The 13,951-nt window shown below is 64.6% G+C and carries 12 protein-coding genes; 3 read left to right on the top strand and 9 right to left on the bottom strand.

Features of this window, described 5'->3' with window-relative positions; genetic code table 11:
- Nucleotides 1-96 precede the first annotated feature (96 nt).
- From hpaD to GV819_RS16640, 4 genes are read right to left on the bottom strand one after another with little or no spacing between them, the layout of a single operon-like run.
- Nucleotides 97-954, bottom strand: coding sequence for a 3,4-dihydroxyphenylacetate 2,3-dioxygenase (hpaD, locus tag GV819_RS16655; RefSeq protein WP_161757151.1), 858 nt, complete (start codon nucleotides 952-954; stop codon nucleotides 97-99).
- A gap of 54 nt (nucleotides 955-1,008) precedes the next feature.
- Entirely contained in the window at nucleotides 1,009-2,469 is a 1,461-nt protein-coding gene (gene hpaE, locus GV819_RS16650) for a 5-carboxymethyl-2-hydroxymuconate semialdehyde dehydrogenase (protein WP_161757150.1), read from the bottom strand.
- Nucleotides 2,470-3,261, bottom strand: coding sequence for a fumarylacetoacetate hydrolase family protein (locus GV819_RS16645; RefSeq protein WP_161757149.1), 792 nt, complete (start codon nucleotides 3,259-3,261; stop codon nucleotides 2,470-2,472).
- Nucleotides 3,262-3,270: 9 nt separating this feature from the next.
- A complete protein-coding gene (locus tag GV819_RS16640; protein ID WP_161757148.1) occupies nucleotides 3,271-3,930 on the bottom strand; it encodes a fumarylacetoacetate hydrolase family protein in 660 nt (219 codons plus the stop codon).
- Between the two features lie 197 nt (nucleotides 3,931-4,127).
- Between GV819_RS16640 and hpaA the strand changes: the two genes are divergently transcribed.
- Nucleotides 4,128-5,057 (top strand): 4-hydroxyphenylacetate catabolism regulatory protein HpaA, encoded by a 930-nt coding sequence (gene hpaA, locus GV819_RS16635; RefSeq protein ID WP_161757147.1) that lies wholly within the window; start codon nucleotides 4,128-4,130, stop codon nucleotides 5,055-5,057.
- Between the two features lie 114 nt (nucleotides 5,058-5,171).
- The gene (locus GV819_RS16630) at nucleotides 5,172-6,263 is read left to right on the top strand and encodes a DUF1176 domain-containing protein (RefSeq protein WP_161757146.1); all 1,092 of its coding nucleotides are present in this window, start codon (nucleotides 5,172-5,174) and stop codon (nucleotides 6,261-6,263) included.
- 9 nt (nucleotides 6,264-6,272) lie between these two features.
- Here the strand turns inward: GV819_RS16630 and GV819_RS16625 are convergent, their stop codons facing one another.
- The 5 genes from GV819_RS16625 to GV819_RS16605 are packed head-to-tail and all read right to left on the bottom strand — an operon-like array spanning nucleotide 6,273 to nucleotide 12,237.
- On the bottom strand, nucleotides 6,273-7,934 hold the full coding sequence (locus GV819_RS16625; protein WP_161757145.1) for a GMC family oxidoreductase: 1,662 nt from the start codon (nucleotides 7,932-7,934) through the stop codon (nucleotides 6,273-6,275).
- Nucleotides 7,935-7,969: 35 nt separating this feature from the next.
- Entirely contained in the window at nucleotides 7,970-9,271 is a 1,302-nt protein-coding gene (locus GV819_RS16620; RefSeq protein ID WP_161757144.1) for a carbohydrate porin, read from the bottom strand.
- 51 nt (nucleotides 9,272-9,322) lie between these two features.
- Complete coding sequence (locus tag GV819_RS16615; RefSeq protein ID WP_161757143.1) at nucleotides 9,323-10,387, bottom strand: 2,3-butanediol dehydrogenase; 1,065 nt, start codon at nucleotides 10,385-10,387, stop codon at nucleotides 9,323-9,325.
- Nucleotides 10,384-11,670 (bottom strand): MFS transporter, encoded by a 1,287-nt coding sequence (locus GV819_RS16610; protein ID WP_161757142.1) that lies wholly within the window; start codon nucleotides 11,668-11,670, stop codon nucleotides 10,384-10,386. The genes GV819_RS16615 and GV819_RS16610 overlap by 4 nt, the downstream gene beginning before the upstream one ends.
- A 33-nt stretch (nucleotides 11,671-11,703) precedes the next feature.
- Complete coding sequence (locus GV819_RS16605) at nucleotides 11,704-12,237, bottom strand: 2,4'-dihydroxyacetophenone dioxygenase family protein (RefSeq protein WP_161757141.1); 534 nt, start codon at nucleotides 12,235-12,237, stop codon at nucleotides 11,704-11,706.
- 307 nt (nucleotides 12,238-12,544) lie between these two features.
- Here GV819_RS16605 and GV819_RS16600 point away from each other — a divergent pair, with 307 nt between their 5' ends.
- A complete protein-coding gene (locus GV819_RS16600) occupies nucleotides 12,545-13,513 on the top strand; it encodes a helix-turn-helix domain-containing protein (protein ID WP_161757140.1) in 969 nt (322 codons plus the stop codon).
- Nucleotides 13,514-13,951 lie beyond the last annotated feature (438 nt).

Here is a 13,951-nt window from a genome sequence, read left to right as displayed (position 1 = left end):
ACGCGGCAAGAAGGTTCTCTTACGGCTGCAGGCTTGCGGCTTGCCGCTGCTGTCGATGTGGTCTTGCAGCCTCTAGCTCAACGCTGGCCGCGGTTTTTAAACTTCAAAGATCGCGTTGATCTGGCCGGTGCCGGAGCTGCCGAACAGTGGCGTGACGATCTCGGCCGGGCGGTTGTACTCGGGGCCACCGAGCAGGCCCAGGAGCATGGCCGTGTCGTGCATCTTGCCCTCGCCGTAGCAGTGCTCGGCGTAGTCCGGGAGCATCGCGCAGAACTCGCGGAAGCGACCCTGCTGCCACAGCTCCACCACCCGCTGATCCACTTGCTTGTCGAACTCGCGGGTCCACTTGTGGATGTTGGCCTCGGCTTCGCGGTCATCGGAGAAGCGGTGGGACAGGGAGCCGGAAGCCAGCACCAGGACCTTGCGATCACTCTGCTCGATGGCCCGGCGCACCGCGGCGCCGAAGGTGAAGCTGTCTTCGAGCTTGTGCCAGGCGCACCAGGCGGCAATGGACACCACCTTGAAGTGCTCGGCGGCGGGTACATCCATGTGCATGTAGCGCATGGGCACCAGGGTGCCGTACTCCAGCTCCAGGCTGGGGATGTTGTGGGCCAGGGTGCGCACGTCGGCGGCGTTGGCCTCGGCGGCGATCAGTTGGCCCAACTCCGGGCAGCCCTGGTAGTCGTAGGTCATGTTCTTGATGAAGTGCGGCAGCTCGTTGCTGGTGTAGGTGCCGTTGAACACTTCACCGCAATTGATGTGGTAACCGCTGTTGACCAGCCAGTGCACATCGAACACCACCGCGGTGTCGGCGCCCAGCTCGCGGGCGCGGCGGGCGATCTCCTTGTGCCCGGCAATGGCCGCCTCACGGCAGCCGTGGTGTTTGCCCGGCAGTTCGGACAGGTACATTGATGGAACGTGACAGACCTTGGCGGTCATGACGACTTCGCCCATGGTGCTTCTCCTGAAACATCTTATTGTTCGCGCGATGCGTGACGCTTCTGAACCTTATACGCCCCAGCGCGGGATGTGGTGGCTGCCCATTGAGAGGCAGACGTTCTTGATCTCGGCAAACACCTCGAAGCTGTATTCGCCGCCCTCACGGCCGGTGCCGGAGCCCTTGACCCCACCGAACGGCTGACGCAGGTCGCGCACGTTCTGGCTGTTGATGAACACCATGCCGGCTTCGATGCCCCGGGCCAGGCGATGGGCCTTGCCGATGTCCTGGGTCCAGATGTAGGACGCCAGGCCGTATTCGGTGTCGTTGGCCAGTTGCAGGGCTTGGGCCTCGTCCTTGAACGGGATCAGGCACACCACTGGGCCGAAGATCTCTTCCTGGGCAATGCGCATCTTGTTGTCGACATCGGCAAATACCGTGGGCTGGATGAACTGCCCCCGAGCCAGGTGCGCCGGCAGGTTGGCCGGGCGCTCCAGGCCACCGGCGAGCAAGGTCGCGCCTTCCTCGATGCCAATGCGGATATAACCCGTGACCTTGTCGTAGTGGGCCTGGGTGATCATCGAGCCAACCTGGGTCTTGGGGTCCTGCGGGTCACCGACGATCAGCCGCTTGGCCCGGGCGGCGAATTCCTTGACGAATTGCGGGTAGACGCTTTCCTGGATGAAGATCCGGCTGCCGGCGGTGCAGCGTTCGCCGTTCAGCGAGAAGATGGTGAACAGCGCGGCGTCCAGGGCGCGTTCGAGGTCGGCGTCCTCGAAGATCAGCACCGGCGACTTGCCGCCCAGTTCCATGGAGTACTTCTTCAGGCCGGCGGTCTGCATGATCTTCTTGCCGGTGGCGGTGCCGCCGGTGAAGGAGATTGCCCGCACGTCCGGGTGGCGCACCAGGGCGTCGCCGGCAGTGGCGCCGTAGCCCTGGACGATGTTCAGCACCCCGGCGGGAATCCCGGCTTCCACCGCCAGCCTGCCCAGCTCATTGGCGGTCAGTGGCGACAGCTCGCTCATCTTCAGCACCGCGGTATTGCCCAGGGCCAGGCAGGGCGCGGTCTTCCAGGTGGCGGTCATGAACGGCACGTTCCATGGCGACACCAGGGCGCAGACCCCCACCGGCTGGTACAGGGTGTAGTTGAGCATCTGGTCGTCCACCGGATAGCTGTGGCCATCCATGCGGGTGCAGACTTCGGCGAAAAAGTCGAAGTTATGCGAGGCGCGGGGGATCAACACGTTCTTGGTCTGGTGGATCGGCAGGCCGGTGTCCAGGGTTTCCAGCTCCGCCAGGTGCGGTACGTTCTCTTCGATCAATGCCCCCAGGCGACGCATCAGCCGCGCGCGTTCCTTGGCCGGGGTGTTGGCCCATTTCGGAAAGGCTTCTTTGGCCGCCGCTACCGCCTGGGCGATTTCCTCGGCGCCGCCGCTGGCCACTTCACCGATGGCTTCGCCCGTGGCGGGGTTGTAGTTGGTGAACACTTCGCGGCTTTCGACTTCGCGACCGTTGATCCAGTGCTTGATCATTTATGCGTGCTCCTTGGCCACCGCGGTGGGGGCGTGATGGGTGAAGAATTCGCTTTCGCTGACGATGCGGTTGACCAGCCGGCCGATGCCTTCGATTTCCACCACCACCTCATCGCCGGGCACCACGTCGGACAGGCCTTCGGGGGTGCCGGTGGCGATCATGTCGCCCGGTTGCAGGGTCATGAAACCGGACAAGTATTCGATCAGGTAGGGGATGTCGAAGATCATGTCGGCGGTGCTGCCTTGCTGGCGCAGCTCGCCGTTGACCCAGGTGCGCAGGGTCAGGTTGTTGGGTTCGGGTACCAGGGCCGCGTCGATGATCCACGGGCCCACCGGGGTGGTGGCGTCGCGGTTCTTCACCCGCAGGTTGGGCCGGTAGTAGTTCTCCAGGTAGTCGCGGATCGCGTAGTCGTTGCACAGGGTGTAGCCGGCCAGGTAGTCCAGGGCGTCCTCGCGCTTGACGTTGCGCGCGGTTTTGCCGATCACCGCCACCAGCTCGCACTCGTAGTGCATGTAGGCGATGTTGTCCGGACGCCAGGTCACCTGGTTGTGGCCGGTGTAGGTGCCCGGCGACTTGATGAACACCAGGGGCTCGGTGGGCGGCGTGAAGGCCAGTTCGGCGGCGTGGTCGGCGTAGTTCAGGCCCAGGGCGAACATGGTCCCGGTGGCCGGCGGCAGCCACTGCACCTGGTCTTCGGCAAGAACCCGGCCGTCTTCCAGTTGCAGGGTGTTGGGGCCGGTGACCAGGGCCTGGTGGACCTGACCCTGATAACGGATGCGTGCATGTTTCATGTCGGCTCCTTATTCGGCCACGATGGTGTTGGCGAGGCGGCCCAGGCCGCTGATCTGCACTTCGACCCGATCGCCCGGGCGGACATCGACCCGACCTTCCGGGGTGCCGGTGATCAGCACGTCACCGGGGTGCAGGGTCATGAACTCGCTGATCTCGGCAATCAGCTGGGGAATGCTGCGCACCAGGTTGGCGGTGCTGTTGTGCTGCACCCGCTCGCCGTTGACGAACAGTTCCAGGCTGAGGTTGTGGGGGTCGCTGACCTCGGCGGCCGGCACCAGTTCCGGGCCCAGGGCGCAGAAGCCGTCGCGGCACTTGGCCTTGACCGCCGGGCGGTAGTAGCTGTCTTCCGGCAGGCTGAATTCGTTGACGATGGTGTAGCCGGCGACATGCTCCAGGGCATCCTCCAGGCGCACCCGGCTGGCACGCTTGCCGATCACCACGCCCAGGGCCGGGCCCGGCTGCAGGCGTTCCACACCCTGGGGAAACACCACCGGCGCCTCATGGCTGTTGCGGGTGTTGGGGGTCTTGATGAACAGCACCGGCTTCACCGGCGGCTTCTGGTAGGGCGGCTGGGTGAAGCTCTGCAGATGGCTCTGCAGCAACCCCTGGTAGTTCAGCGCAACGCCGAACAAGGTGCCGCCGGCGTGATCGTTCAGTGCACGGCTCATCGGGCTCTCCTGGTGTCCGTTCCCGTAGCGGCTTGCCGCTGGTGGGTCGGTTTCGTTAATGTGTTAACGTTATATTTAATATGTTAACGATCGTCAAGCGACGCGCTTGCAGCTCCCATCCCGGACTGGCGGGCAAGCCGCGAATCACGCAGGATGCGCAGGGTCCGCGTGGATCAAAATAAAAACAGAAGGGCGCCATGAACCCACGCCAACCTATCCCCAACATCAACATCGGCCAGGTCTACGACCAGCGTTACGCCGATGCCCAGGTGCACTACGACAAGCTCAGCAACCTGGCCGACTTCTTCGGCCGCAACATGCCGGTGCATCGCCACGACCGTTTCTTCCAGGTGCACTACGTGCAGAGCGGCGCGGTGCGGGTCTACCTCGACGACCAGCAGTACCTGGAGTCGGGGCCGATGTTCTTCCTCACCCCGCCGACCATTCCCCACGCCTTCGTCACCGAGGCCGACAGCGAAGGCCATGTGCTTACCGTGCGCCAGCAACTGGTGTGGGAGCTGATCGGTGCCGACCCGGCACTGGCCCCGATGCCCCAGGTGCCGCCGGTGTGCGTGGCCCTGGCGCGCCTGGGAGCGGAGTTCGCCAGCGAAGTGCGGCGCCTGGAGTACCTGTTCGATGAACTGCAGCAGGAGATCGCGGGGCAGGGGGCCGGCCGCGAATCGGCGCTCGAAGCCCTGACCCGGCTGCTGATGATCAGCCTGCTGCGGCTCTCGGCCAACTCCCTGAAGGCGCGTCCGGCGCGCCATGAAGACCTGCAGATCTTCCATCGCTTCAACGAGCTGATCGAGGCCCGCTACCTGGAGCATTGGCCCCTGACTCGCTACGCCAGCACGCTCGGGGTTACCGAGGCGCGGCTCAACGATGTCTGCCGGCGCATTGCCGACTTGCCATCCAAACGCCTGGTGTACGAACGGCTGATGCAGGAATCCAAGCGCCTGCTGCTGTTCACCGGCAGTTCGATCAACGAGATCTGTTACCAGCTGGGCTTCAAGGACCCGGCCTATTTCAGCCGGTTTTTCCAGCGTTACGCCAAGACCGCGCCGGGTGAGTACCGCTTGCGCCAGGGGCAGGTGATTGCACCTTCTGCAGCTGCGCCGGGCGCCTGAGAGCCCGGGCAGGGCTGATGCCACGGGGCCTTGCACAGGCAGTTGGCGCTGGCTGTATTCGCCGCCTGACGGGCGTGGCAGAATCCGCGCCTTTGCCCGACAAGGAGCGTCTTCATGCTGCGTACTGTTGTGTTGTCCCTGCTGGTGCTGGGTGCCTTGCCGTGCCAGGCCCGGGAGCTGCCGGAACAGACGCCGCTGTGGTTGCAGCAGGAGGGCTGGATCAGCGCGTGCGACAACCGCCGCGACTGCCAACTGCTCTACGCGCCGAACATCGCCTTTGCCGCGCAGGTCAACCACCTGACCTTGAAAATCCGCAGCCAGGTCGGTCCCGAGGGCCGGGTGCAACTGCAACTGGAGCACCAGGGCGCGCCATTCGAACTCGGCGCGTTGCGCCTGGATGGCCAGCCGCTGGAGCCGGGCTTGCTGGCGGCCCTGGTCCAGGAAGTGGAAGCCCCCGACAGCACCCGTGAACAACAGTACTACCGGGTTGATGATCAGCCCCTGGTCCGACAATGGCTGGCGCGCCTGCGGGCCGGGCAGGTGCTGGAGCTGCCAGGCGAGGAACCAGCCCAGGTGCTGCTCAAGGGGTTGCCGGAGTTGCTGCAAGGGGTGGACCAGGCGCAGCAGCGCCAGGGCACGGTCAGCGCCTTGGCGGCGCCCGGCGAGCAACCGAACAGCGCGGTGCCCAGGGTCCAGCCGGCCCAGGCGTTGCGTCCCTATCCCGGGGTGAAGCCCCTCAGCGCCCGGGAGCGCGCCGGGCTACTGGCGGCGGTGCAAAAAACCTTGCCGCCGCCAAAGTCCGAAGAAGACGACGACTACGTCATGCCGCCGAGGATCGAGGTCTATCCCCTGACTGCGCAGCAGGCGCTGGTGTTCGAGTTCTCCGACTGCGGTGCCTACATCTGCCTGTTCGATATCAGCAGCCGCTCGCGCACTGCGCCCTATGGGGTGCAAAGCCTGCAGCTGCAGGCATTGCCGGCCGGCAGCGTCGATAATGCCGGCGGCATCAACTATTACCCCGAGACCGGCGTACTCAGCAGTTTCCTGCTGGGCCGCGGGGTTGGCGACTGTGGTGAAATGGCCAGCTGGCACTTCGACGGCCAGGCGTTCCAGCTCACCGACTACCGGCGCATGCCCAGTTGCAGCGGCTTGGGCTACGAAGACTGGCCAGTGCTCTGGAGCGCCGAGGCGCCGAAGCGCCCCTGAGCCCAGGCATCAGACGCAAGCCTCGTTGCGGGGCGCAGTGCAGGGTTGCGCCTGGGCTGCTCCCAGTAGCAGGTCCGCAGCCTTTTCCCCGATCATGATCGCCGCCGCATTGGTGTTGCCGGTGATCAGGCTCGGCATGATCGAGGCATCCGCCACCCGCAGGCCCTGGAGGCCGTGGACCCGCAGTTGGTCGTCTACCACCGCCAGTTCGTCGTGGCCCATCTTGCAACTGCCCACCGGGTGAAACACCGTGCCCAGGTGCTGGCGGATCCATTGCTCGATCTGTTCCTGGCTCTGCACCTGCGGCCCGGGCACCAGTTCGCCGCGCAAGCGCTGGGAGAAGGCTCGGGTCGCCGCCAGCTGGCGCACCAGACGCAATCCGGCCACCAGCTTGCGCAGGTCTTCCGGGTGGCTGAGGAAGTTGGCGTCGATCAGCGGCTTGTCGTGCGGGTCGGCGGAGTTCAGGCGCACCCGACCACGGCTCTGCGGGTGCATCACCGCCACATGCAGGCTGATGCCGTGGCCCACGGGGATCAGGCGCTGGGGCTGGTTCTTCAGGGCCGGGGCGACGATCAGCCCCAGTTCCGGCACCGGGTCCTCGGGTGTCAGGCGCAGGAAGGCCCCGGACTCGACGGTGTTGGAGGTCAGCGGGCCCTGGCGCCGGGTCAGGTACTGCCAGGGCGAGCGGGCCAGGGGCAGCAGGCCCTTGGCGGAAATGCCGTAGCCCAGCTCGGGGTCGCTGCGGTACATCAGCACGATGTCCTGGTGATCCTGCAGGTTGAGCCCGACCCCCGGCAGCGGATGGCGGGAAACGATCCCGTGGCGCTCCAGCTCCTCGGCCGGGCCGATGCCGGACAGCAACAGCAGTTGCGGAGAGTTGATCGCCCCGGCGCTGAGGATCACCTCCCGGCGCGCCTGCAATTGCCACACCCGGCCGTCCTGGCTGATTTCCACGCCGCAGGCGCGGGAGCCTTGCAGCAATACCCGGTGGGTCAGGGTGCTGCTCAGTACCGTCAGGTTCTGCCGATGCAGGATCGGGTGCAGGAAGGCCCGGGCGGCGCTGCAGCGTTCGCCGTTGATCTGGGTGACATGGAACGGCCCGAAGCCTTCCTGTTCCGCGCTGTTGAAGTCCGGGTTGTAGTTCCAGCCCAGCTCGGTGGCGGCCTGGTAGAACACCGAATTGACCGGGCTCGGGCTGCGCTGTTCGGCGACGTTGAGCTCGCCGTGCTGGCCGTGCCAGGGCGAGGCGCCCGGTTCGAAATGCTCCGAGCGCTTGAAGTAGGGCAGCAGTTCGTCATGGCTCCAGCCCTGGTTGCCGGCGGCGGCCCAGCGGTCGAAATCCAGGCGATGGCCGCGGATATAGATCATCCCGTTGATCGCGCTGGAGCCACCCCAGACCCGGCCCCGTGGGCAGGGGATCGGCACGTCGCCGCTGCTGGCCTGGGGGCTGAACTGGTGCATCCAGTTCCAGCGCGGGTTGGCGATCAGGCGGATGATCCCCGCCGGGGTGCGCACATAGGCCGCGGGCAGCAGGGTGCGGTCGCTGGGCCCGGCCTCGATCAGGCACACCTGGACCTTGGGGTCGGCGGACAGGCGGTTGGCCAGCACGCAACCGGCGGAGCCGGCGCCGACCACGATGTAGTCGAAGGTGTGCGTGGTGCTTTCACTCATGGGGGATACCTCTTGGGCAGTCACAGAAGTCCATCTCAGAGCCCCAGCAGCGAGCCTACGTCGAGGGTCACTTGCAGGCCGACGACAAAGCCGTTGCCGCTCAGCTCGCGGGCTTCGGGGTTGTAGAAGTTGTCCGGGTTGATCAGGTACTGGACGCTGGGCTCCAGGGCCAGTTGCCGGGTCAGGGCGATATGGGCGTTGGCTTCCAGTGCGTAGACATTGGGTTCGCCCAGGCGCGAGTCGCCGCGGTTGGCGATCCGCGCCTGTTGCTGGAAGCGCAACTGATGGTCGTTGAGGCGCAGGTAGCTGGCCTTGAGGTTGAGCTTGTCCTGGGGCCGGTCGAAGGGCGCCAGGTAGGTCAGGCCGGCTTCGACGAAACGGCTGAAGGGTTGCTTGTCATCGGCCGCCGCCGACAGTGAACCGAACAGCAGCAGGGCCTGGGGTGCGGTGCCCTGGCCGGCGTCGGCGCGCCACAGCGATTGCTGGAACTTGAAGAACGCACCAGCGCTGCCGAAATCCATGGCCCCGGTCAGCGGATCAACCTGCTTGGAGGTGTTGTAGTAGCCGTTGAGCTCGTAGTGGGAGCTGTAGGCATTGCGGTTCTGGCTGCCGATACCCAGCAGCAGGCTGGTGCCGCTGGCGTCGTCGGTGCTGAAATCCAGGCCCTTGCGCTGTTTCAGGTAGTCCACGGGGTTGGACTCGAAGGCGCCGCCATGCACATACCACTCGGGCGTCATCTGGTATTTCAGGTAGCCGCCCCAACTGCCGTAGGGCGGCGGCAGGACCCCAGTTGAAGAGTCGATGATCGGGTCGTTGCAGGTGACCGTGCTTTCGCAGTTGTAGATGTAGAAATAGCGCCGGGCGTTGGTGCGGCCCAGGCTCAGGTCCATACGGCCGTCGAGCCAGGTCTGCTGGTAGGTCAAGAGGCTCAACTGGTTGCTGGTGAGGTCATTGTGGATCGGTGCCCCGGCAAAGTAGCTGCCGGCGGCACCTTGCCAGTTGCGCGAGGTGGGCACGCCGGTCTCGTGGTCGAGGATGAACAGCGTCTGCTCGAAGTGAAAGGCTGCTCCTTCGAGACCGGCAAAGGTCTCAAGGTTGACGTCGGCACCGACGAACAGGTCGCCGCTGTTGCCGAAACTGTGGGGCCTAGGGCCGGTGTCGAGGTTCTTCATTGCCAGGCTGAGAAACTGCACATGGGGTGTGATGCCCTGGTCGGCCAGGTAGTCGCCCAGGCCGGACAGCGGGCCGCTACGCGGCGCAGCCGGAGCATCGGCGAGGCATTCAAGGGGCAGCAGCAGGGCTGCCAGCAGCGGGCACAGCGCATAGGAAGCATTCATGTCGGGTACTCGTTTATTGTTGTTTTTGTCTTGAGTGTTGGAATTGCGGGTTCAGGCCTCGGCCAGGGTCGGTGTCGGGTTGACCAGAACCTTGATCTGGCTTTTGTCTTGCAGCAGCGATTCAAAGCCCAGTTGCACCGCCTGCTCCAGGGCCAGGCAGCGGGTGACTGCCCGGGACAGGTCCAGGCGCCCGCTGGCCAGCAGTTCGATCAGTTCGGGATAGACATGGCGATAACCGACGCTGCTGAGCAGGCGCAGTTCGTTGTTCACCAAGTGGAAGGCGTCGAATTGCACCTCGCCCATCAGGCCGACCATGACCGCTTCGCCACCCTTGCGCAGGCAGTGCAGGGCATGAGTCAGGGTCTGCTGGGTACCGGCGGCTTCAAAGGCACTGTCGATACCGCCGTCGCTCAATTGCCGTAGCTGCTCCTGCAGCCTTGGGTCACGGCCGTCAAGGGCCGCCGAAGCACCGAACTCCAGGGCCAGGCGCCGGCGCTCGGGGTCCAGGTCCACGGCATAGATCCGCTCCACACCGCGCAGCCGCGCCAGCAGGATCAGCAGCAGGCCAATCGGTCCCAGGCCAAACACCGCACAGCTGTCACCGGCCATCAGGCTGCTCTGGTTCAAGGCGTGAAAGGCCACGGCCGCAGGTTCGAGCACGGCCGCCTGCTTGAAGCTCACGTTTTCCGGCAGCAGGTGCAGCATGTAGGCGGGCACCAGGGCCTGTTCGGCGAAACCGCCATCGCCCATCAGGCCGATGAAACCCATGGACTGGCACAGGTTGTACTGGCCTATGCGGCAGTACTGGCAATCACCGCAGCGGTACTCCGGCTCCACTGCTACCCGCTGGCCCAGCAAGCGAGGGTCGACGCCCGGGCCCAGGCCCGCCACTTCACCGCAGAACTCATGGCCAAGGGTCAAGGGGGCCCGGCAGCCGGACAGTGGATGGGCCACTTCCTGGGGAATCGAATGGGGACCATCGGCGTATTCATGCAGGTCGCTGCCGCAGATGCCGCAGTAGGCGACTTGCAGCAGGACTTCCCCAGCACCGGGCTGGCGCAGTTGCACCTGGCTCAGGCGCAGGTCCCGGGCGGCGTGCCAACGCAGTGCTTTCATGGCTGGTTTCCTTGCAGGGTTGGAGTAGCAGCGGCAGTGGTGGCGTCGGCTTGCCGGCGCTGTTGACGGGCCAGCACCGCCGGTGCGGTTTCCTTGAGGAACAGCGCCAGCACTGCGGCCAGCAGGGCGCCGCCGCAGGACATCCACATGACGATGGACAGGCCGAAGCGGTCGGCGGCGAAGCCGGCAATGGTCGGGGCGACGAAACCGCCCACCAGCTCACCGATGCCCATGATCATCCCGAGGGCCGTGGCCATGACTTCCCGGGGTACGGTCTCCGCCGGAATGGTTGCCATGAACAGGGTGAAACAGCCCAGGCCGGTATAGGTCAGCAGCATCAGCACGCCAAGGATCATTGGCGATGGCGCGAAGAGCAGGGCCATGGGGCAGCAGGCGGCGATCAGCGAGAACAGCACCAGGGTCGGGCGGCGGCCAATGCGATCGGAAATCGCCGGAACGCCAAAGCCCCACAACACCCAGGCGCCGCCCAGGCAGCTCATGACCATGCCCATGCTGGCCGGGCTGTAGTCGCGGACCTTGATCAGGAAGGTCGGGGTAAAGGAGATCAGCACGATGAACCAGGTCAGGAAGAAACAGCTGATCAGGGTGCAGAGCACGATATTGCGGCTCTTGAGCAGGGCCAGCCGATGCCCGCCGCCGTGGTTCGTTGCGGCATCCGCTCGTGGCTCGCCCCGTGGACGGTCCGGGAGCACGTAGCGCCAGATCAGCAGGGCAATCAGCAATCCGGGGACCAGCGAGATGATGAACGCATGGCGCCAGCCATAAGCCTCGGCCAGGGCGACCAGCACCGGCGGGCCGATCACTGCCCCCAGCAAGCCGGCTGCCGAACCTTGCAGCAGGCCCATGTTCAAGCCTCGGCGATGGGGCGACGAGGCCTCCACCATCAAGGATTGCGACAATGGCAGGATCGGCCCTTCGGCCAGCCCCATGATCCCGCGAAACAGCAGCAGGCTGAGGAACCCGGTGACCAGCCCGGACAGCGCCGAGCACAGGGAAAACAGGATCACCGCGATGATCAGCAGCGGCTTGCGTATGCCACGGCGGTCCGACCAGGCGCCCACCAGAGCCCCGGACACCGCCCAGGCCAGGGCCAGTACCGAGGACAGCATGCCCAGGTGGCTGTTGCTCAGTTGCAGTTCGTCCGCCATGAAGGGGAACAGGAAGGACAGCGCCAGACGATCGAAAAAGACGAAGCCGAAGGTCAGGAACAGCACCCCCAGCAAGGTGTTCTCGTAACCGGCCTTGTTGTTTTTATAAGCCATGGTGGTTCTCCGAGGAGGCGTCAGAAATCGCGATCAGCGAAACAGGGTGTCGATGTGGGCCGCGCCCAGGCCAATCTTTTCGTAGTGCTCGCGGCACATCGCGATGTAGGAGTGCACATCGAAGTAGCCGTCGGGCTCGCCCTGTTCGTCGAGCCAGATCAGCGGGCCCTTGACGATGAAGAACACACGCATCGGCTGTTCATGCTCGTAGGCCACCAGGGTGTGGCCCTCGCCCGGGGTCTCGTAGACGAAGTCGCCTGCGCTGGCGGTCCATTCGTGTTCCAGGTAGCCCCACTTGCCGGACAGGGTGTAGGCAAAGACTTCGTGGGGGTGATAGTGGCGGTTGACCAGCCCGGCACTGCTGGCCATCAGAATGTCGCACCAGCGGTTTTCACTGGGAGAGATCCACAGCGGTCGCGAGGACACGGTTTCGGTGAAGGGCACGTACAGACTCAGGTCGTCGCTGGCGGCGTTGGGCAGGTAGACCTCCGGCTTGGCGTCGGGCTTGAAACAATTGGCGATAGGCTGCAGGTCTTTCCAGAATTCACGGGTGGCTGCTTCAGGCATGGTCGACCTCAATGGTTCTTATTAGGGGGAGCTACGGCGATAACTGAGACGACTCTAGGCGCGCAGGCCGGCGCCGGTTTGATCGAATCGGACCGGTTTGTTGTCCGTTTCGGACGGCGTTTTTCCTACTTTAAATAGCGATGCCGTGAGGACCTTCAGGCGACCGGGTCCCACTGCGTTTCAAGTTGACAGGCTATATACTTCAGATGTTAATGAATGGCCGCAGGCCGCAGAGCATGCGGCCCCAGGTGCCCGGACACTGCCTTGCCGTCCGGGGAACATCCAGCCGCCCATGAGAAGAACAACAATGTCTCCATGCGCCTTGCTCGAAACCCGGCACGCCAGCACCCAGGCCATCGACCTGGATCAACGGCTGACGTTTTGGGAGGACTACAACGCCAGCACCCTGGTGGGGCTTAAATGCAACTCCTACGCCGAGGATGGGTTCGCCGCCAGCCAGGACAACCTGCAATTGAGCGCTATGCGCCTGGCCCGCATCGTCGGCAATGAGCATGTGGTGGAGCGCGACAGTTCGATGATCCGCGGTGTGCCCAAGGAGTCGATCTTCGTGTCCCTGGTTACCGGCAGCGGTTCGTTCTTCTATCAGGACGGCGCCTGCCAGGTGCTGGAGCCGGGGGAGCTGGTGGTCTATCGCACCGACAAGCCCTACCTGTTCGGCTTTTCCGGGGCGATGCGCCAGTTCATCTTCGATATTCCCCAGGAGCAGTTCGCCGAACGTTGCCTGAAGCGTTTTGACCGGCCATTGCGGGTCAGCGCCGAAAGCGGGGTCCAGCGTCTGTTGTTGCGCACCTTGGGGGAGCGTACCCGGGCGTTTTTCCTGCACCCCTTCTGTGAAGAGGCCGATGCCTACCAGGAACAGGCTTTCGAGCTTCTCGCCAGCATCATTGCCGGGCATGTCGGTGAACGGCCGATCAATGCCCTGAGTGCGTCCTACCTGCTGGCGGCCAAGCAATGCATCCATGACCAGTTGGCCGACCCCGCCCTGAGTTGCGAGCGGGTGGCGGCCCAGACTGGCATTTCCACCCGGCACCTGGCCCGGCTGTTTGCCCTGGAGGGCCTGGTGCCGAGCCGCTTCATTCTGGAACGGCGCCTGCAACAGGCCCGCCAGCTGCTGTGCAGCAGCCAGGGGGCGGGGTTGGATATCAGCGAGGTCGCCTATCGCCATGGTTTTGTCAGTCAGGCGCATTTTGCCCGGGCGTTCAAGGCGCGTTATCAGCAGACTCCCACCGAGGCCAGAGCCCATGGAGCGGCCTAGCCAGGGGGCTCCATGGAATCATTCAGTCCTTGGGGCGCAGGGGTGGGTGTGGCAAATCCCCAGTGGACTGGGGCCTGGTTAGTCGAGGATCGCCGGGGCAATGACACAGCCCCTCCAGACCACATCTGCGCAACAGCTCATCCAGTGGTTCCCTGGAAAACCCGGGTGCGTGTAGGGCCTGCTTCCGAAGCAGGGCCGTATGCTGCAAAAGACGGCTGTGGGCGCATTGCCAGAAGCAGATTTCGTCGAGGTAATCATCGTTATTGCGGTGCATTGACATCTCCTTTGTCTCAGCAGATATACGGGCCCGGATTAGGGCAAAACCCGGCAATCGGAGTAGTGGTCTAGCAGACGGACAGGTCGCGCCGCACGCCTCTCCGACCAGGCAGGGACGTGTTGCAGCGGCACGCAGGGGGTACGGGTCAGTCGAGATGAACT

Source organism: Pseudomonas sp. Fl5BN2 (assembly GCF_009908205.1).
In the GTDB taxonomy this organism is placed as follows: Bacteria; Pseudomonadota; Gammaproteobacteria; order Pseudomonadales; family Pseudomonadaceae; genus Aquipseudomonas.
This window is presented reverse-complemented; position numbering and strand designations above follow the sequence as displayed.